Raw genomic sequence first — 19,128 nt, forward strand, 5'->3', positions numbered from 1 at the left:
AATAAACCCCATGATAAAGAGGTGAGTAGCATGTTCAATGAACTGACGCACAACATTTTTTCTTGTGTTTCTTTTACATGCTGCTCTCTTTTTTTATTTGCCTGTGCCGCTTCAGGTGAACAGGAAGAAAAGGATCAGCAGGCAACTGAGCTGACGCTACATAAACTTGAAATAAATTATCAAGACTTTCAAAAAATAGCAGGCTGGGTAAGCAATGATACCCTGCTAGTGCATTCAGGAGACAGTCAACTGCATGCTTTCCATCTTTTTGATATTTTTACCGGAGAAATTGAGCTCATTTATGAATCAGATAGCTATATTCTCAGTACAGAAATAAACCAGGGGGAAAATTTGGTGCTTTTTCAGGAAGTATCTGATGACATCAGTCAGCTTCATGTGATGGAGCTCGAGGGGGGGATCCTGCACAGCACTGAACTGCCCCACGGCGGATATGTGACTTTGGACTGGAATACCATCGATCCGGGCCGGATTTTTATCTCGCATTATGCCTATGATCCAGGTGAAGCCCTTGAGTCTATTCGTGTTCAAGTCTGGGATACCGAACAAGGCAGTCTCGAAGACATAGCTGTCCCGTCCATGTATCCAAAATGGTATTCTTCCAATGTCTATCTCTACGTTGATGAGCTAAAAGGACAAAACCTCTATATTGTAGACTCGAGGGAAGCTGATAGTGACATGCTGATCAGCCGGGACATCAGAGACTTTTTTCTGCACCAGGATACCTTTATCGGCATTGTCCCTTCGGACATCAATGAGAATCATGTCTACCTCTTTCACGAGTACCCCTTTCTCGTAGGTGAGCAAGTCATCACCATCCCCAAAGTCAGCTTGTTCGATGCGCCAGTAAAGCCTTTTTTGACCCAGTCAAGACGTGATGGAGATATTTACGGCGTTATTGCCCGGGAACCCGTCACACTGGAAGAGGAGCTGGGAACCTTTGCGCTTCAGAAACTGGACTTTGAAGCAGAGGACATGACTGAAATCATGCCCCTGCCTTATGATGCGCCTGTTCTGTTGTCGCCCAATGAGGAATATGTGCTCTTTGGATGGCGATATGAGTACCTGATTGACTTGGGCAATCAAGAGATGCATGAACTCGTGGACTTGCCCTCTTAAAAATGTACTAGAAATTTGGACGTTTCTCATGTAAACTATTAGATGACATGGATTAGAGAGGAAGTTGTTATTGGATAATTGGACACTTATTACTATCATTTTATGGATTGGAATCATTGCCTGGGGAATCTGGGAGCTTGTGCAGTTCTTCAGACGAAAAAAAGCGGCGACTGTTTTGAGCAATGAAGAATTCAAGCAGGATATGCGTAAGGCACAGATTGTCGATGTACGCGGTAAGGATGAATTTGATGCTGGTCACATTCTGGGTGCCCGCAATATTCCTTATATGCAGCTAAAACAGCGCGCAGGGGAACTACGAAAGGATCAGCCGATTTACTTGTATGATGACAAGAAAACGATCAGCTTCCGTTCTGCCTTGCTCTTGCAGAAAAAAGGCTTTGAAAATCTTTATATCCTCAAAGACGGTTACAGCAAATGGGATGGAAAGATTAAGCGCAAAAAAACAGTCTGATTTTCTGTAGAGTAAACAATACTTTTCACAGCATAGACTGCAGTTGAATAGTCGAAAAAGGAATCAATAGCGATTCCTTTTTTTATATAATTATTGCATAAATATGGCGGCATGACAGTGAGGGGACTTCTATTAAAGTCAAAGAGTTTTTGACTAAATCAGCTGCCTGCTTTACATATAGGCGGTCAGTCATGCTATACTGCTAGCATATTTTTTGCTTTAACTGCGTCTTCTTTTGTCAGAAATAACAGAGAACGTTGAGGCAAAAAACAGTAAAAAAGGGTATAGGACCAAAGCAGAAGAACATAGGTACTTGGTTTTATACCATTAAAGATTAAAAGGAGAAAATTTTGGATATTAGACAAACAAAATGGGGTAAAAAAGGGGTATTTTACCTTAGCAAACAACTGGACCGACGTGACAACAACGAAGTACCCTACTGGCTAATCTATACGGCCCTGTTTGCCGGTTCTTTGATGGTAATTATGAATCAGACGGCGATTAAGACTGCGTTGCCAACGATGATCAGGGATCTAAATGTATCCCCATCCATTGGGCAATGGACAGTTTCCGGCTATACGCTCGTCAAAGGGATCATGGTTCCCATTACAGCCTTTGCCATGAATAAGTTCCGCTCGAGAAACCTGTTCATCCTGATGATGATTATTTTTGGCATGGGCTCATTCATAGCTGGCCTGGGTATCCATTTTACGGTAGTGCTGTTTGGAACTTTGCTTCAGGGCGTGGGTGCCGGTATGGTCATTCCGCTGATGCAGACCATTATTTTGACGGTGTCTCCTCCTGAAAAAAGAGGAAGTGCGCTTGGATTAATGGGAGTCGTGCTGGGCCTCGGGCCAACACTAGGACCCGCCATGGGTGGCTGGGTCGTTGATGCACTGTCCTGGCACTTTATTTTCTACTTTTTGACTGTCGGGTCTGTTCTCGTCATTCCGTTAGCCTTGCTGACATTGACTGACGTCCTCCCTATGAGTGATCCGACGATTGACTGGGTGTCAATCAGGCACTCTTTAATTGGCTTTGGTGTACTACTGTTCGGCCTGTCTGTGCTCGGGTCAGAAGGCTTTGATTCTGTCATAGCCTGGATAGCTGTTCTAATTGGCTCAGTTTTTATTACCCTTTTTATCAGACGTAATTTAAACCAGCCGGAACCCATGCTGAATGTATCTCTCTTCAAAAATAAAACCTTCAGCATATCAGTGATCATTACGATGCTGGGCCTGATGGTTATTACAGGCATTTCAAACATCATGCCCATGTACATTCAAACCGTTCTGGGGCGTTCTGCAACGCTATCAGGACTCATTCTTTTGCCTGGTGGACTGTTTAAAGCCTTTGTTTCTCCTGTTACCGGTAAGATTTATGACAATTACGGTGTGTCCAGAGTTGGCCCGATAGGTGGCTTTCTAATGTTTGCCGGAACCCTGATGCTGGTTTTTGTCGGACAGACTACTCCAATCTGGTATGTTGTCACGGTCTATTTACTGCTGTCAGTCGGTTTTGGTATTTTTAATATTCCGGTTACTACTGCTGGTATGAATGTACTGCCGGATACCGAAATGGGGCATGGCACCTCTGCCAGACAGACAGTCAGACAAATCGGCTCCAGCTTTGCGATTACCCTGGTTTTTGCCTCCATGTCGATTGTTTCTGCTTTTGCAAATGCTTCAAGCCTGACAGAATCAGATGGAGGAGGCGCCGGTCCAGAGCTGACAATTGAAGGTATTCGAGGCGGTTTTGGAATGGTTGCTTTTCTTGCTTTTGTGGCGTTTGTACTGACCTTCTTCCTCAGAGAAAAAGCGTCTCGTAAATAAAATAAACACTTCAGCTTCACGCGAAGGCCTGTCGATAAACTGACACGCTCTCTGTGCGGCTGAAGTGTTTTTTATAATGGCTTAAGCATCGGTACCTTCAATGGAATTAACGATGATTGCAGCTGTTTCTTCGATCGACTTGCTGGCCACGTTAATGATCTGGATACCTAGTTTACTGTAAAGCTCCTCGGCGTATTCGATTTCTTTACGGATTCGGTTCCGGTCGGAATAAGGCGTATCCGGTTCCATGCCGTAAGAGCGCATGCGCTCTTGTCTGATTCGTGAGAGCATATCTTCTTCATTCGTCAAACCGATAATTTTACTTGAATCAACCAGCCAAAGTTCATCAGGCAGCTTGGACTCTGGAAGCAGAGGAAGGTTAGCCACCTTGTAGTTCTGATTGGCTAGGAATATGCTTAATGGAGTTTTTGACGTTCTGGATATTCCTAAAATGACAATGTCAGCTTCAAGAAAACCTTTCGGATCTTTTCCGTCATCGTATTTGACAGCAAACTCCAGTGCGCTGATTCGGTCAAAATACTTTTCATCCAGTTTATGCTTGGCTCCCGGCTTATGTGTCGGAAGAGAATCGGAACGTAAAGTCAGCTCATTAATCAAAGGTGTAATGACATCGAAGCAGGTCAGGGATTCTCTAGTGCAGAAGTCCTCAATGATTTCGACCAGTTCGGGATTTACAAACGTATGCAGGACAATGGCATTGGCCTCTTTAGCCTGTTCTAAAATACTCTGCAGCTGCTCTTCCTGGCGGATAAAGGGAAAATTCTTCATCTCAAAGGGAACATCGGGAAACTGCGCACGTGCGGCATAAAAGACGTTGCTAGCTGTGCCGCCTACAGAATCCGAAAGTACAAAAAGAGTAGCTGCCGGTTTGATGGTCTCATCCATCGCTATCAGTCCTTTCATTCTGGTTATATCCTTAGTATATAGCAATAACTGAAAAAAATGTACCATAATTCACTGTTGTAATTTTATGCCTTTTCGTTATACTTAACTATGATAATCAAAAGACAAAGGAAGCGATACTGTTGACAGCTTTTGAAACAGCCGTAAAGACACTGAAGAAAAACGGCTACAAAACGACCGGTAAAAGACAGCGCATTCTGGAGATTCTCTATAATCAGAATAAATATATGTCTGCCAAAGAAGTTCAGGATCAGCTCAAGCCGATGTTTCCTGGTATCAGCCCGGACACCATTTACAGGAACCTGCATACTTTCGTCGATCTTTCCGTTGTTGAAGAAACGGAATTGAATGGAGAAAAACTATTTCGTTCGCGCTGTGAGGTGCACGGCCATCATCACCATTTTATCTGTACGGAGTGCGGACAAACACGGGAGTTGAATCAATGTCCGCTTGATCTGATTCAAGGTCAGCTTCCTGGCTGCGAGGTTACATCCCACCGGTTTGAAATCTTCGGTAAGTGTGAAGAGTGCTGCTCAGTCAGCTGAGTGCAGCATCAGAGAGTGAGAGTGTTTACATTTTGTCCTTATTTAATTAAGGCATAGTGTTGACGCTCTCTATTTATTTGTATATAATGAAAAATGAATTGTTTGAGTGCATACGTGTATATTGAACAATTACATCATTTCTTGATAGGGAAGTTCAATTGTGAATAGAGAGCTATTTATAAGCAATAGGAACGCCCTGAACGTACGAGGGGAGGGGAACAACGTTGACTAAAACAGATATCAAAAAAGGTGAAAACCTTGAAGATGCTCTTCGTCGTTTCAAGCGTTCCGTATCAAAAACGGGTACATTGAAAGAAGCCCGCAAACGTGAATACTATGAAAAGCCAAGCGTTAAGCGTAAAAAGAAATCTGAGGAAGCCCGCAAGCGTAAAAGCTTCCGTTAAGGTTTAGCGGATCTTTTATTTTCCTACGAAAGGTGATCACATGACTAGACTTGATGAATTGAACCAGGAAATGAAACTCGCAATGAAAGCGAAGGACAAGGAAAAGCTTACGACTGTCCGCATGCTGAAATCTGCCTTGCAGACCGAACAGATCAATAAAGGGGAAGCATTGACAGAAGAAGACGAGCTGACTGTTCTCGCCCGCGAGAAAAAACAGCGTGTCGAGTCTCTGAATGAGTTCAAAGCTGCAGGTCGTGAAGACCTCATCACCAAACTCGAAAGAGAAATCGAGATCGTCGACCACTATCTTCCAGCTCAGCTGAATGAAGACGAAGTGCGTCAGATCGTTCAGGAAACCATCAGTCAGACTCAGGCTTCGTCCATGAAAGATATGGGCAAGGTTATGGGAGCGTTGATGCCTAAAGTCAAAGGAAAAGCAGACGGGAACCTCGTTAGTTCGGTCGTCAAAGAAGAATTGAATAAATAATTCAGTTCGAATCCGCAGTTCCATCAGATCAGTGATCTGGTGAAACTGCGGATTCTTTGTCGTATAGGGTAGGCAATGCCAGGCAATCGACTGGGTCTAACAGGAAAAACTTTCTGACCAGAGGAACACACCTGATCCTGTTCGCTTAAGTTTTCAGCTGTTAGTCTGCTCCAGAAGCATAGACAATTAGTTAGCACACAGACCAGCGGGATTCAGTAAACGGGCCCGATTAAAGGAGGCATGAGCTGTTCAGTAACCTTTATAGAGTTTTAGGCTGTTTTATGCTATGATTTAAACTAACACCTCAATACAAAGGAGATGTTTAGTGTTTGACTGAACAGACAGAAAAAAGGCGCATAGAGCTCGAAGATTCACAGCGGGTTTTTGCATTATTTGGACCCCAGAATAGTTATCTTCATTTGATTGAAGATGAACTGTCTGTCGCCATCAACAGCCGGGGAACCCAGCTAGAAGTTGAGGGAACGACAGGCGCAATCAGAGAAATCGAATTGCTTTTCAATCAGCTGCTCGTTCTGCAGGACAAGGGCATCAATATAAAAAAAACAGATATACTAGCTGCGATCCGTATGTCCAAACAGGGCAAGCTGCAGCAATTTGTGCGTATGTATGAAGAAGAAATCACTAGAGACCGCAACAACAAGGCGATTCGGGTCAAAAATGTAGGACAGCGGAACTATGTAGAGTCGATCAAAAAAAATGACATAGTATTCGGTCTTGGACCGGCGGGGACGGGGAAGACTTTTATCGCTGTAGCGATGGCAGTCGCTTCGCTAAGAAAAGGCGAAGTCAAACGGATTATCCTTACACGTCCGGCAGTTGAAGCGGGAGAAAATCTCGGATTCTTACCGGGAGATCTCAAAGAGAAGGTCGATCCTTATCTCAGACCGATTTACGATGCTTTATATGCCATTTTGGGTACAGAGCATACTAATCGTTTGCTGGAAAGAGAAACAATTGAGATTGCGCCGTTGGCTTACATGCGCGGACGCACACTGGATGATGCCTTTGTTATTTTGGACGAAGCGCAGAATACAACCGTGCAGCAGATGAAAATGTTTCTGACCAGACTGGGATTCAATTCCAAAATGGTCATTAATGGAGATACCTCTCAGGTGGATCTGCCCCGGCGGACGACCAGTGGGCTTATTCATGCCGAACGTGTTCTGACCGGTGTCAAGGGCATCGGGCACATCAAGTTTGAAGCAGAAGATGTCATCAGACATCCTCTGGTAGCTAAAGTAATACAAGCATACGATAAAGAGGCGGATAGAGAAGATTATGCAGACGATAGTATACGATGAAACAAATAAAATAAATGAACAGGCCGTGCAGTGGATGGAAGATCTGCTGAACTTTGCAGCTGATAAGCTGAATGTGGCTGAACATGCAGAGGTATCGGTGTCCTTTGTTGATAACGCTAAAATAAAGGAAATTAATAGAGAGTATCGTGACAAGGATGCTGTAACGGATGTGATCAGTTTTGCAATTGAAGACGACGAAGAGGATCTGTTCAAAGAATTTGAGGGAAGCGGCATTACAATCCCCCGAGATCTAGGCGATATTTTTATTTCCTATGACAAGGCAGTTGAACAGGCGGAAGAATACGGCCATGACATCAACCGGGAAATCGGCTTTCTGCTTGTCCATGGCTTCTTGCATCTCAATGGCTACGACCATATGACAGTCGAGGAAGAGAAGATCATGTTTTCATTACAAGAGGAGATTTTGAGGGACTATGGACTTAAACGATAACGAGGAACAGCAGCTCCCACAGAAGAACAGAACATACAGGGATTCCTTTAGATTTGCCTTCAAAGGGATCCAGACAGCCTTCCAGGAAGAACGGAATATGCGGGTGCATGTGATGACCGGGGCAGCAGTTTTGCTGCTCGGTCTGCTCCTTCCGTTAAACCGGACGGAATGGCTGTGGCTTATATTGGTATCCTACTTAGTGTTCGTCATGGAATTAATCAATACCGTCGCGGAAAATGTGGTCGATCTGGTTACTGAAGAGTACCATCCGATTGCCAAAAAAGTGAAAGACATGGCTGCTGCTGTTGTACTGGTCACAGCTTTGTTTTCAGTTATTGTGGGCGGGATCATTATCGTGCCGAAACTAATACAAATCATAATGTAAAGAGGCGAAAACAATGGATGATACAATCAGACAAGACTTAGTTGACAAAGCAACCGCTATGCTGGACAAAGCGTATGTACCGTATTCTCATTTTCCGGTAGGCGCAGCACTGATTTCCAAAAGCGGAGAAGTGTTTGCGGGCTGCAATATAGAAAATGCTTCTTATGGTCTGTCCAACTGTGCTGAACGGACAGCTATTTTCAAGGCCGTGTCGGAGGGACACACTTCATTTGACTACTTAGTGATCACTGGCAATACAGAAGGGCCCATCTCGCCTTGCGGGGCCTGCAGGCAGGTTATGGCAGAATTCTGTGAAGCGGATATGCCGGTATTGCTGACCAATAAAAAAGGAAAAGTCAAGGAGACAACAGTTAAGGAATTGTTGCCCGGTGCTTTTCAATCAGGAGATATGGTATGAATACAGAACAGGATAAACAATTCAAATCAGGCTTTGTCTCGCTTGTCGGCAGGCCGAATGTCGGAAAATCAACCTTGTTAAACCGTCTGGTCGGACAGAAAATTGCCATTATGAGTGACAAAGCTCAGACCACACGGAATAAAATTCAGGGAATCATGACAGGCAAGCACGAGCAAATTATATTTATCGATACACCAGGTATCCATAAACCAAAGCATCGCTTGGGTGACTTTATGGTCAAAACAGCACTCAGTACGTTCAACGAAGTCGATGTAGTCCTATTCTTAGTAAATGTCAGTGAGAAAAGGGGACCTGGTGATGATTTCATCATTGAAAAACTGAAACATGTCCAGAGCCCGGTCTTTTTAGTTCTGAACAAAATTGATCAGGTTCATCCGGATGAACTACTACCAATCATTGAAGATTACAGCCAGCAGCTTGATTTTGCGGAAATCATTCCCATCTCTGCAACGGAAGGAAACAATGTCGACCGACTGACGGAAACGTTGCGGAAGTATATCCCAGAAGGTCCCCAGTTTTATCCGGAAGATCAAATCAGTGACCATCCGGAATACTTTATCGTTTCGGAACTGATTCGAGAAAAAGTGCTGGAGCGCACGCGTGAAGAAGTCCCGCATTCGGTTGCCGTAGTCGTAGAGAGTATGCAGCGTAACGAGAACGACAAAGTAGCAGTCAATGCAACAATCATCGTGGAAAGAAAGTCGCAAAAGGGGATCATTATCGGTAAGGGCGGTAAGATGCTTAAAGATATCGGTATCAACGCCCGTCAGGATATCGAGCGGCTTTTAGGTGATAAAATCTATCTTGAATTGTTCGTTAAAGTGCAAAGTGACTGGCGTGACAAGCAGTTTTACCTTAGAGACTACGGATACAACAAAGATGAATATTAAAGCAGGCAGTAGAAGAGGGTGAGAGTGTGGCGCATCTAGAGGAAATTGACGGACTGGTCTTGTCTGTCCGAAAACACCGTGAACGGGATTACCTAGTCAAAGTCTTCACTGACCGTTATGGTAAGCTCATGTTTTTTGTCAGAGGGACAAAAAAGCCCAATTTTAAACTAAGAACAGCCATTCAGCCCTTTACTCATGCAACCTTTATTGCAGACGTCAGAGATGAAGGGCTCTGTTTTATGAGGGATGCCAAAGATATTCAGTCCTATACGGCCGTGCAGACAGATATATTTAAAAATGCCTATGCAACCTATATTCTGCAGCTGGCTGATGCGGCTCTAGACGACCGCAAACCTGACCTTGGTCTGTTCCGGCAGCTCCAGACTGGTCTAGAGATCATAGAGGGTGACCAGGACCCTGAAATCATCATGGCAATTTTCGAGATGCGTTTCATGCGTTACTTTGGAGCCTTGCCGGAACTCAGAGGTTGTGTCATCTGCGGTAAGACAGAAGGGGCATTTGATTATTCGAGTCGTCATCATGGTCTGTTGTGTCCCAGACACTTTCATGAGGACGAGCGTCGACTCCATGCTTCGCCGAAAGCCATTCACTTTATCCGCCTTTTTTCAGTGGTATCCCTTGAGCAGATCAACACAATCACACTGAAACCGGAAACGAAAAAAGAAATCAGGCAGGTGATTGATCAGTTGTATGATGAACTGATTGGTCTCAACCTCAAAAGTAAAAAGTTTATAGACTCGATGCACCAGTGGGAAGGGGTACTGAAACGTGAGGATGATTAAATGATTGGTATAGATGTCCGCTTGCTGGTTGTTTTGTTTGCTGTCGGCGGATCGGTGCATAAGCTGATTCAAATCAGAAAAGTGGTATTGAGCCACCGTCTGGCTGAGGTGCTAAAAAACGTTAAGATAATAACCGCTGTGTTGGCTGTAGTGATCCTGGCTCTTATTCTAACTGGTCTCAGCTTGATCGACTGGCTAATTGTTCTCTCAGCAGTTACGTTTGTCTATCTGTCTCAGCTTAATAAAGGCTTTACCCAAAACGGAATTATCCCTATCGAATCAGGCCTCTTTGCCAGAGGACTGATTAGCAAGGAATACCCTTTTGAAGCCACTGATAACTGGGCTGTGCTGGAGCAGAGCCGTCAGATCAAAGTCAGCTTTAGCCCAACAGACTCCCCTGAGCAGCTAAACTACCTTGATTTTGACATCGCGCACAAAGAAAAAGTTCTTGCTCTTTTGCGTGATCATCACAAGAAAGTCGTGCTCAGCAAGGAAAATCAGGGCAGACCTTCCTGAATTAAGGTTTGACAATCAGCTCACATGTTGTAATATAGTAAATGATTATACGCACGATGACAGAAGGAGTAAAAACAGCCTCTTTAGAAGCGACTGTGGGCGGGTGTGAGCCACGGAAAGAGCTGGTTTGAAAGGCAGCTGGAGTGCAGAACGTAAAGTGCTGGTTTGGTTTGATTCCAAAGCAGAAGTAGGGTGGAACCGCGAGAAAGCTCGTCCCTATACTGACAGGAGTCTGTCGGTATAGGGACGGGTTTTCTTTTGTCTTGCCCGACGGTCATCTGGAGTCATCGCAGTCACTTTCTGCGCGTTCGCGCTACTGTCTGTCTGTTGACTGTGATTAGGCAGATTATTTCAAAGCGGTAGCTGTCAATCAGCGAAATGGACCACAAAAAGGAGAGAGTAAAAATGAATGAAACAAAAACATTTCAGGATATCATCCTGACTCTGCAGCAGTTCTGGTCAGAACAGGGCTGTATGCTGATGCAAGCATACGATACTGAAAAAGGGGCAGGGACTATGAGCCCCTATACGTTCCTAAGAGCCATAGGACCGGAACCGTGGAACGCCGCCTATGTCGAACCGTCCAGGCGGCCGGCGGACGGACGTTACGGTGAGAATCCGAACCGGCTTTACCAGCACCACCAGTTTCAGGTGGTTATGAAGCCTTCTCCTGAGAAGATCCAGGAGCTTTATCTGGACAGTCTGAAAGCCCTGGGAATTGATCCGCTTCAACATGATATCCGTTTTGTGGAAGATAACTGGGAAAATCCGTCGCTCGGCTGTGCCGGTTTAGGCTGGGAAGTCTGGCTTGATGGGATGGAAGTTACCCAGTTTACCTACTTTCAGCAAGTAGGAGGACTGGAAGTGGATGCTGTTACGAGTGAGCTGACTTACGGCCTGGAAAGACTGGCTTCCTATATTCAAGACGTAGACAATGTCTACGATATCGAGTGGTCACCCGGGGTTAAATACGGCGAAATTTTCAAGCAGCCCGAGTATGAGCACTCGGCTTATTCTTTCGATTACAGCGATACAGCTTTTCTGTTTGATCAGTTTGCGGCATTTGAGACAGAAGCTTTGAAGCAGATTGAGAATCGGCTGGTGCATCCCGCTTACGATTATGTTCTCAAATGTAGTCACGCTTTCAACTTACTGGATGCCCGTGGTGCAGTATCAGCAACTGACCGTCCGGACTATTTGAAGCGTATCCGTCACATGGCTCGTCTGATTGCAAAAGTATTTCTGAATGAACGTGCCCACCTGTCCTTCCCACTCTTGAGCGAGGATCACAAGCAACAATGGCTTGACAAGTACGTTAGCAAGGAGGAAAAATAAATGACGCATACATTACTGCTTGAAATCGGACTCGAAGAAATGCCAGCCAAGGTGATTGTTCCGGGAGTAGAGTACTTGAAAGAAAAAGTCGCTGCACATTTCAGCGAGCATGAACTGAAATATGAGACCATCGAAACGTTCAGTACTCCCCGCCGCCTGGCGGTTAAGGTAAGCGGGCTGAGCGAAAAGCAAGCTGACAGAACTGAAACTGTAAAAGGACCGGCGAAACGTATTGCGCTAGACAAGGATGGCAACTGGTCCAAGGCAGCTATTGGCTTTACCCGTGGACAGAAAGCTACGGTAGAGGACATTGTCTTTAAAGAAGTCAAAGGGGAGGAGTATGTCTTTGTCCAGAAACATGTTAAAGGCCAAACGGCAGCAGAAGTGACCAGAAAGTTGTCCAAAGTCATAGCGTCCATCCCCTTCCCAGTGTCAATGAAATGGGGAACGCATGCTTACCGTTACATCCGTCCGGTCCACTGGCTGACTGCGATGCTGGACGAGCAAGTCGTTGACATGGATTTATTTGATGTTCAGTCCGGCAGAACAACCGAGGGTCACCGCTTCTTAGGTGGTCAAGTGACACTAACGCATGCAAAAGACTATCCACAAGCGCTTGAAGCAGAGTGGGTAGTGGCTGACCGGTCCCGACGACAGAATCTGATTAGAGAACAGATCAGTAGCCTTTGTAAGGCAAACAACTGGGAGAGTCCTTTGGACAATCAGGAGTTGCTTGATGAAGTCACTGACCTCGTCGAATACCCGACCGCTTTTTCGGGCGCGTTTTCTGCAGCCTTTTTGAACGTTCCAGAAAGTGTTCTGGAGACAGCTATGGCAGATCACCAGCGATACTTCCCAGTCAGAAAAGCAGATCAGAGCCGCTCCTTCCTGCCTTATTTCATTGGGGTCAGAAACGGGAATGCTCACGCTATCGACAAGGTTAAACAAGGAAATGAGAAAGTTCTGTCGGCCCGTCTGTCAGATGCAGCCTTTTTCTACCAAGAAGATCAGAAACTGACTATTGATGAGTTTGTTGAAAAGTTAGCTAGTGTGTCCTTTCATGAAAAGTTGGGCTCCTTGCTAGACAAGCAGCGCCGGCTGACTAAAATTGCTCAGCTGCTGTCTGATCCCTTCAACTTAGATACAGGCGAAACAGAACTGATCGAGCGGGCCGGTAGGATTGCCAAATTTGACTTGGTCACACAGACGGTCAATGAATTTACATCTCTTCAAGGAGAAATTGCTGGAATTTTTGCCGAGGAAAGAGGGGAAGATCCAAACGTTTCCACAGCTCTAGCTGAACAGTACCTACCTAAGAGCATGGATGGCAAACTGCCAAAAAGCCGCCTAGGTGCAGTGATTTCGGTCGCTGACAAGCTGGACTCCCTGTTGTCATTTTTCTCTGTCAATCTGATTCCCTCTGGATCTAACGATCCCTTTGCCTTAAGAAGACAAGCCATGGGTATCGTACGCATCATTAAAGCCTTCGACCTGTCTCTTTCTCTTGATGCACTGATTGATCAGATAGCAGAAACAGTCGATTCTACCGAGACGAAAGCAGCCTATATCCAGTGCAAGTCTCAGGTTATCCAGTTTATCAATGACCGGCTCGATCAGCTCTTGTCCGTTCAGTATAACCTTTCAGGTGATTACGACATTCGCCAAGCAGCATTGGGCTCCGTGGAGACTGATATCAATAAGACAGTGGAAGCCGCTTTGCTGCTGAAGGAAGTGAGAGAGCAGGAGAGCTTCAAAGCTGTCGTCGAGTCCTTGACCCGTGTATCCAATCTGGCGGGCAAGGTAGAAAAAGATGTCTCCTTGTCGGAAGCTTTACTGAAAAGTGAATCTGAACAGGCTCTTTATGCTCAAGTCCTGAAGTCCACTGAGCACTTTGTCGAAGAAAGCTCGGCTAAAGACAAGTGGGAAGTCCTATCCAGCCTTCACCCGCTGATTGATGATTTCTTTGATCAGAACATGGTTATGACAGATGATGAGGCAGTGAAAAACAATCGTTTGGCACTGCTGAAAGCCATCGACGGTCTGTCCCGCACTGTAGCAGCCTTTGACCGGCTTGTCATCAAGTAATAATACGCGAGAAAGAAGGCAGTTGGCTGATATCCCTGCCTTCTTTCTGCTTTATTTATAAAGAAAGAAGGAGATCGCCATCAGAATGCTCAAACATTTTATATCTTACTACAAGCCCTATAAATGGCTGTTTACACTAGACTTTTCAGCTGCTATCGTTGTAGCTGTTTTGGAACTGGCTTTCCCTATCATGGTCCAGCGGGTTGTCGATTCAATCCTGCCGACGGGAAACTGGTCACTGATTGTGTTGGTATCTATCGGTCTGTTTGCGGTCTATGCAGTCAACACCGTGTTGCACTATATCGTCACGTACTATGGACACAAGCTAGGGACCAATATTGAGACGGACATGCGGGGTGACTTATATAATCATCTGCAGAGGCAGTCCTTTTCTTATTTTGATAATCGGGAAACCGGCAAATTGATCACTCGACTGACTTCCGATCTTTTTGAAATTGCGGAGGTGGCTCACCATGGTCCGGAAGATATTTTTATCACACTCTTTACGCTGACCGGCGCTTTTCTGCTGATGCTCAGTGTGCATGTTCAGCTGGCAGTGATGACCTTTATTCTGGTACCTTTTATTGCTCTAGCAGTTGCTTTTTTCAATAAAAAGATGACTCAAGTCAATACCCGTATCTACGACGACCTGGCAGGCTTTAGTGCAGGTATTGAGGCGTCTGTTGGAGGGATTCGGGTTGTGCAGGCTTTTTCCAGAGAAAAGTTTGAGCAGGAGCGGTTTGGTCAGTTGAATACAGCTTACCGCAAGTCGAAATACTTGTTCTACAAGATGATGGCGGTCAGTCATTCTTACAACTATTTTTTGATGCGCCTGATTAGCCTGTTTGCTTTATTCTTCGGAGCTTACTTTACCATCCAGGGGGAAATCAGTTATGGTGATCTGGTTGCCTTTATTCTCTTTGCGAATGTGTTTGTCCGGCCAATCGAAAAAGTAAACACCATGATAGAAAGTTACCCTAAAGGCATTGCAGGCTTCCGTCGTTTGATGGAAGAAATGAACATCCGTCCTGACATAGCAGATGCCCAAAATGCACGGGATATACAGGGGCTTCAAGGAGACATCGTTTATGAGGACGTTTCCTTTAGTTACGAAGACAAGCAGACTATTTTAAAAGAAATCAGTCTTGAAATAAAAGCGGGAGAAACTGTCGCTTTTGTCGGCCCTAGCGGTGCCGGCAAAACGACACTCTGCAACCTGCTTCCCCGCTTTTATGAGATAGACAGCGGCACCATTATGATTGACGGCCATTCGCTTAAGGACATCAAGTTGAAGTCTCTTCGGGAGCAAATTGGTGTGGTCCAGCAAGATGTCTTTCTGTTCCCGGGCACTGTCCGCGAAAATATTCTATACGGCAAACTGGATGCCTGTGAAAGCAAAGTCTGGGAGGCCGTACGTATGGCTAATCTAGAAGAAGTTATCCAGCAGATGCCCAAAGGACTGGACACGGTCATTGGAGAACGGGGAGTTAAGTTGTCCGGGGGACAGAAACAGCGTTTGTCCATTGCACGAATGTTTTTGAAGAATCCAGCCATACTCATTCTTGATGAAGCGACTTCTGCCTTGGATACGGAGACAGAGCAAGCCATACAAGAAGCTTTGGACTCCCTATCCAGAGGCCGGACGACTTTGATTATTGCTCACCGTCTTGCTACAATCAAAAATGCAGACCGCATCGTGGTGGTCACCAGTCAGGGAATTGAAGAAGAAGGCAGCCATGATCAGCTAATCAGCAGAGGAGGAGCCTACAAGGCTTTGTATGATGCTCAGTTTGCCTGATCGTTACTTTGTCTAAAGGAGGAAGAATCATATGGAAGCAGCACAGAGAAGAGAAGCAATCCGGCAGAAGCTTGCAGAAGCACAGGAGGCGGTTGTTGCACGTGAGCTGGCCGAGTCTTTTGATGTCAGCCGCCAAATCATTGTAGGGGATATTGCCTTGCTTCGGGCAGCGGGACTGGACATCTTATCAACACCCAAAGGTTATCTGCTCAAAAAACAGTCGGAAGAGGGAGTCAGGCGGTCCATAGTCAGCCAGCACTTGCCTGAAGAGACCCACGACGAGCTTTATACAATTGTTGATTTGGGTGGAGAAATTCTGGACGTCACGGTGGAACACCCGATTTATGGTCTGATAAAAGGGGATTTAAATATATCCAGCCGGCTGGAAGTGGATGAGTTTATTGAAAAAATAGGCAAAAATCCTTCTGCACTGCTTTCCACCCTGACTGACGGCCTGCACATGCACACCCTAATAGCCAAAGATGAGTTGCGGATGACAACGATTCAAGAAGCCCTCAGAAAAAAAGGATACTTGTACGAATAAGCATATTGACAAAACCCGTGGATAGGGTATACTTATGAAGGTGTCAAGACACCTGTATACATATCTAGTAGGGAGATGTTTAATAATGAAACAAACCAATACACTGAGGCTGACGACTACAGCTCTGCTGACAGCCATTGCTATTGCTATACCTATGGTTATGCCGATCAGAGTCCTGATCGAGCCAGCTTCCTTTACTCTGGCCAGTCATGTGCCGATCTTCTTCGCCATGTTCCTGTCGCCCAAAATCGCGGTGGCCGTATCGCTAGGCTCTGCTTTCGGCTTTTTACTGGCTGGCTTTCCGATTGTTGTGACCATGCGTGCGATGAGTCATGTTGTCTTTGCTCTTTTAGGTGCTTTGTACTTGTCGGGCAAAAGAGAAGAGATATTGTCTTCTCCTTTCAAGAGTCAGCTGTTTTCCTTTGTCATTGCAATGATACATGCATTGGCTGAAGTACTAATTGTGTCACTTTTCTTCTTTGGTTTGATTGATGGACCAGGTTACCAGGATGGCTTCTTTTATGCCGTTTTCCTGCTGGTTGGTGTCGGGACAGTAATCCACAGTATGGTCGACTTTTTCCTGGCTCAGTTTATCTGGCAAAGCCTGGGCAAACGGATGACCCAGATTGCACAGAGAGTCTATTGATCTGCTTGTGTATGTGCCAAAAAGAGAGCCCGACTGATGGGGGCTCTTTTTTTTTGAAGTCAAGAACTGGGCAGCCGGATGTCAGATGTTGTTTCTCAGTTTTTAAAAGATAAGCGCTCTTATTTATCCTGACAGGCTTTCATTTACAATGAGGGGCATATTTGCTATAATATAAGTTGCTTATTATAGGCTAAGTGTGCCTATTCTTTATTTTATTTAATTGTCGAAGGGGGATGAATAGTGAGTAGAATTCCAGAAGAAACCATTCATGCCATTCGGGAGCAGACAGATATTGTTCAAATTATCTCTCAATACCTGCAGCTGCGGAAGTCGGGGCAAAATTATTTTGCATCGTGCCCGTTTCATGATGATAAGACACCTTCATTCTCCGTCAGTGAAAAAAAACAGATTTATCACTGCTTCAGCTGCGGCCGAGGCGGTAACGTCTTCAGTTTCCTTCAGGAAATCGATGGACTGACCTTTGTCGAAGCTGTCGGTAAGACTGCAGAGATGGCTGATATCAAAGTTGATCAGGCTGTTTTTGACCAGGCTAGACAGTCCAGACCTAAAGCCGATTCTACCCATGCTAAGCTGCTTTCTGTTTATGAAAAGGCTGAACATTTTTATCACCATATTCTAATGAATACACAAGCCGGGGAAGAAGCCTATCAGTATCTGATTGACCGTGGAATGTCAAAGGAAAGCATCGAAACGTTCAAGATTGGTTTTTCACCTCCGCAACGGCAGGCACTCAAGCTGTATCTGGACAATGAAGATCTGAATGATTCGGCTGTCCTGAAAAAATCAGGACTGTTTTCAGACCGGGATGATGATACTTTCGTTGACCGCTTTTCTAATCGCATCCTTTTCCCGATCAAAGATAAGCGCGGGCAGACCGTCGCCTTTTCGGGGCGGGCTTTTCTCGAGACAGAAAACAGCCACCGGACAGCTAAATACATGAACAGTCCGGAAACAGAACTGTTTAACAAGAGACGGATTCTGTTCAACTATGACAAGGCGCGTCCGGCTATTCGCCGGGAAGGGGAAGTCGTGCTGTTTGAAGGCTTCATGGATGTGATTTCGGCCTGGGAAGCTGGCGTCAAAAACGGGATTGCCACTATGGGAACCAGTTTGACGGAAGAACAAGTGCGCGTTCTGGATAAGGCTACCGACCATATTGTCTTAGCCTATGACGGAGACAGCGCCGGCATGGAAGCAACTAAGCGGGCAGCAGACTTTGTCAGTAAGGAAACCCATTTTTCAATAGAAGTGGCATCTTTTCCCGAAAACCTGGATCCGGATGATTTTATACAAACAAGAGGTCAGGAAGCTTTCAAAGAATTTCTGTCACACGGCCGGGATACACTAGTCAGTTTTTTGATGAAGTACCACAGGCGGGATGTCAATCTTAAAAACGAGAGTGAGCGTCTGAAGTATATTGAGGTGGTGCTTAAGGAACTGGCTCGTGTGACCTCAGCAGTGGAGCGCGAGCTTTACTTGAATCAGCTGAAAGATGAGTTCGATCTGTCGCTGGATGCTTTAAAAGAGCAGCTGCAAATGTTTGTAGTGGAGCAGCAGAATGCCCGCAGAAAAGAAAAGCGTCAAGACAAACAGAATCAGCAGCAGGAAGCCGAGCCGACAGTTGTATTCCATCACAACAAACCGGCCGTCACGTCTTTGATTCGTGCAGAAAAAGCTCTGCTTCATCGTCTGTTCACGCAGGATGAAGTCTGGTCAGTACTTTCGGCCAGTGAAAAAGATCTGATTTTCTCTGAACAGGACCACCAGCTCCTCTATCTGATTTATGATGAGTACTATCATTCCCGCGAAGAACGCTCGCTACAGGATTTTCTGGATTATCTGCCGGATGAGAAACTGAAAAGTAAAGCTTCAGAAATTGCCTGGATCTCCATGAGTGACGACATTGCTCCGGGTGAAATCGAAGACTACTTGAACGTGATCTGTGACCGTCAGCCGCTGGAAAACCAGCTCAAGCAGAAGCAGATGGAACTCAAAGATGCCCAGCGAAGCGGAGACAAGTCGAGACAGCAGTCGCTGAGCATTGAAATCATTAATTTAATCAAAAAAATGAAAAGCAAATAAAATTATCAGG

20 protein-coding genes are annotated in these 19,128 nt (G+C 45.4%); 19 read left to right on the top strand and 1 reads right to left on the bottom strand.

Going from position 1 to position 19,128, the window contains the following annotated elements; all coding sequences use genetic code 11:
* Positions 1-30 precede the first annotated feature (30 nt).
* The 3 genes from ADIAL_RS09930 to ADIAL_RS09940 all read left to right on the top strand — a co-directional run bounded on the left by ADIAL_RS09930 (position 31) and on the right by ADIAL_RS09940 (position 3,441).
* Complete coding sequence (locus tag ADIAL_RS09930; RefSeq protein WP_034303117.1) at positions 31-1,137, top strand: hypothetical protein; 1,107 nt, start codon at positions 31-33, stop codon at positions 1,135-1,137.
* A gap of 70 nt (positions 1,138-1,207) precedes the next feature.
* On the top strand, positions 1,208-1,609 hold the full coding sequence (locus ADIAL_RS09935; RefSeq protein WP_034303118.1) for a rhodanese-like domain-containing protein: 402 nt from the start codon (positions 1,208-1,210) through the stop codon (positions 1,607-1,609).
* A 350-nt stretch (positions 1,610-1,959) separates the two neighbouring features.
* Complete coding sequence (locus ADIAL_RS09940) at positions 1,960-3,441, top strand: MDR family MFS transporter (RefSeq protein WP_051503853.1); 1,482 nt, start codon at positions 1,960-1,962, stop codon at positions 3,439-3,441.
* Between the two features lie 81 nt (positions 3,442-3,522).
* Here the strand turns inward: ADIAL_RS09940 and ADIAL_RS09945 are convergent, their stop codons facing one another.
* Complete coding sequence (locus ADIAL_RS09945) at positions 3,523-4,365, bottom strand: pyruvate, water dikinase regulatory protein (protein ID WP_231492163.1); 843 nt, start codon at positions 4,363-4,365, stop codon at positions 3,523-3,525.
* A 122-nt stretch (positions 4,366-4,487) separates the two neighbouring features.
* Between ADIAL_RS09945 and ADIAL_RS09950 the strand changes: the two genes are divergently transcribed.
* From ADIAL_RS09950 to dnaG, 16 genes are all read left to right on the top strand, one after another.
* The gene (locus ADIAL_RS09950; protein WP_034303119.1) at positions 4,488-4,910 is read left to right on the top strand and encodes a Fur family transcriptional regulator; all 423 of its coding nucleotides are present in this window, start codon (positions 4,488-4,490) and stop codon (positions 4,908-4,910) included.
* A gap of 224 nt (positions 4,911-5,134) precedes the next feature.
* The gene (gene rpsU, locus ADIAL_RS09955; protein WP_034303120.1) at positions 5,135-5,314 is read left to right on the top strand and encodes a 30S ribosomal protein S21; all 180 of its coding nucleotides are present in this window, start codon (positions 5,135-5,137) and stop codon (positions 5,312-5,314) included.
* 40 nt (positions 5,315-5,354) lie between these two features.
* The gene (locus ADIAL_RS09960) at positions 5,355-5,801 is read left to right on the top strand and encodes a GatB/YqeY domain-containing protein (RefSeq protein ID WP_034303122.1); all 447 of its coding nucleotides are present in this window, start codon (positions 5,355-5,357) and stop codon (positions 5,799-5,801) included.
* A 329-nt stretch (positions 5,802-6,130) separates the two neighbouring features.
* Positions 6,131-7,123: a PhoH family protein gene (locus tag ADIAL_RS09965; RefSeq protein ID WP_034303124.1), complete on the top strand. Its 993-nt coding sequence runs from the start codon at positions 6,131-6,133 to the stop codon at positions 7,121-7,123.
* On the top strand, positions 7,101-7,574 hold the full coding sequence (gene ybeY, locus ADIAL_RS09970) for an rRNA maturation RNase YbeY (RefSeq protein ID WP_034303126.1): 474 nt from the start codon (positions 7,101-7,103) through the stop codon (positions 7,572-7,574). The genes ADIAL_RS09965 and ybeY overlap by 23 nt, the downstream gene beginning before the upstream one ends.
* A complete protein-coding gene (locus ADIAL_RS09975) occupies positions 7,558-7,959 on the top strand; it encodes a diacylglycerol kinase family protein (protein ID WP_034303128.1) in 402 nt (133 codons plus the stop codon). The genes ybeY and ADIAL_RS09975 overlap by 17 nt, the downstream gene beginning before the upstream one ends.
* A gap of 13 nt (positions 7,960-7,972) precedes the next feature.
* Positions 7,973-8,377, top strand: a complete 405-nt coding sequence (locus ADIAL_RS09980; RefSeq protein ID WP_034303130.1) for a cytidine deaminase — start codon at positions 7,973-7,975, stop codon at positions 8,375-8,377.
* A complete protein-coding gene (era, locus tag ADIAL_RS09985; RefSeq protein WP_034303132.1) occupies positions 8,374-9,288 on the top strand; it encodes a GTPase Era in 915 nt (304 codons plus the stop codon). The genes ADIAL_RS09980 and era overlap by 4 nt, the downstream gene beginning before the upstream one ends.
* A gap of 26 nt (positions 9,289-9,314) precedes the next feature.
* A complete protein-coding gene (gene recO, locus ADIAL_RS09990; protein ID WP_034303134.1) occupies positions 9,315-10,091 on the top strand; it encodes a DNA repair protein RecO in 777 nt (258 codons plus the stop codon).
* Positions 10,092-10,607, top strand: a complete 516-nt coding sequence (locus ADIAL_RS09995; protein WP_034303136.1) for a hypothetical protein — start codon at positions 10,092-10,094, stop codon at positions 10,605-10,607.
* A gap of 405 nt (positions 10,608-11,012) precedes the next feature.
* Positions 11,013-11,942 (top strand): glycine--tRNA ligase subunit alpha, encoded by a 930-nt coding sequence (gene glyQ / locus ADIAL_RS10000; protein WP_034303138.1) that lies wholly within the window; start codon positions 11,013-11,015, stop codon positions 11,940-11,942.
* Positions 11,943-14,027: a glycine--tRNA ligase subunit beta gene (gene glyS / locus ADIAL_RS10005; protein ID WP_034303141.1), complete on the top strand. Its 2,085-nt coding sequence runs from the start codon at positions 11,943-11,945 to the stop codon at positions 14,025-14,027. It abuts the gene before it with no gap.
* A gap of 85 nt (positions 14,028-14,112) precedes the next feature.
* A complete protein-coding gene (locus ADIAL_RS10010) occupies positions 14,113-15,825 on the top strand; it encodes an ABC transporter ATP-binding protein (protein ID WP_034303143.1) in 1,713 nt (570 codons plus the stop codon).
* Between the two features lie 31 nt (positions 15,826-15,856).
* Complete coding sequence (locus tag ADIAL_RS10015; RefSeq protein ID WP_034303145.1) at positions 15,857-16,369, top strand: transcription repressor NadR; 513 nt, start codon at positions 15,857-15,859, stop codon at positions 16,367-16,369.
* Between the two features lie 85 nt (positions 16,370-16,454).
* Complete coding sequence (locus ADIAL_RS10020) at positions 16,455-17,015, top strand: membrane protein (RefSeq protein ID WP_034303147.1); 561 nt, start codon at positions 16,455-16,457, stop codon at positions 17,013-17,015.
* Between the two features lie 240 nt (positions 17,016-17,255).
* On the top strand, positions 17,256-19,118 hold the full coding sequence (dnaG, locus tag ADIAL_RS10025) for a DNA primase (RefSeq protein WP_034303149.1): 1,863 nt from the start codon (positions 17,256-17,258) through the stop codon (positions 19,116-19,118).
* The last annotated feature ends 10 nt before the right edge of the window (positions 19,119-19,128 follow it).

The organism is Alkalibacterium sp. AK22 (assembly GCF_000585255.1).
Classification (GTDB): domain Bacteria; phylum Bacillota; class Bacilli; order Lactobacillales; family Carnobacteriaceae_A; genus Alkalibacterium.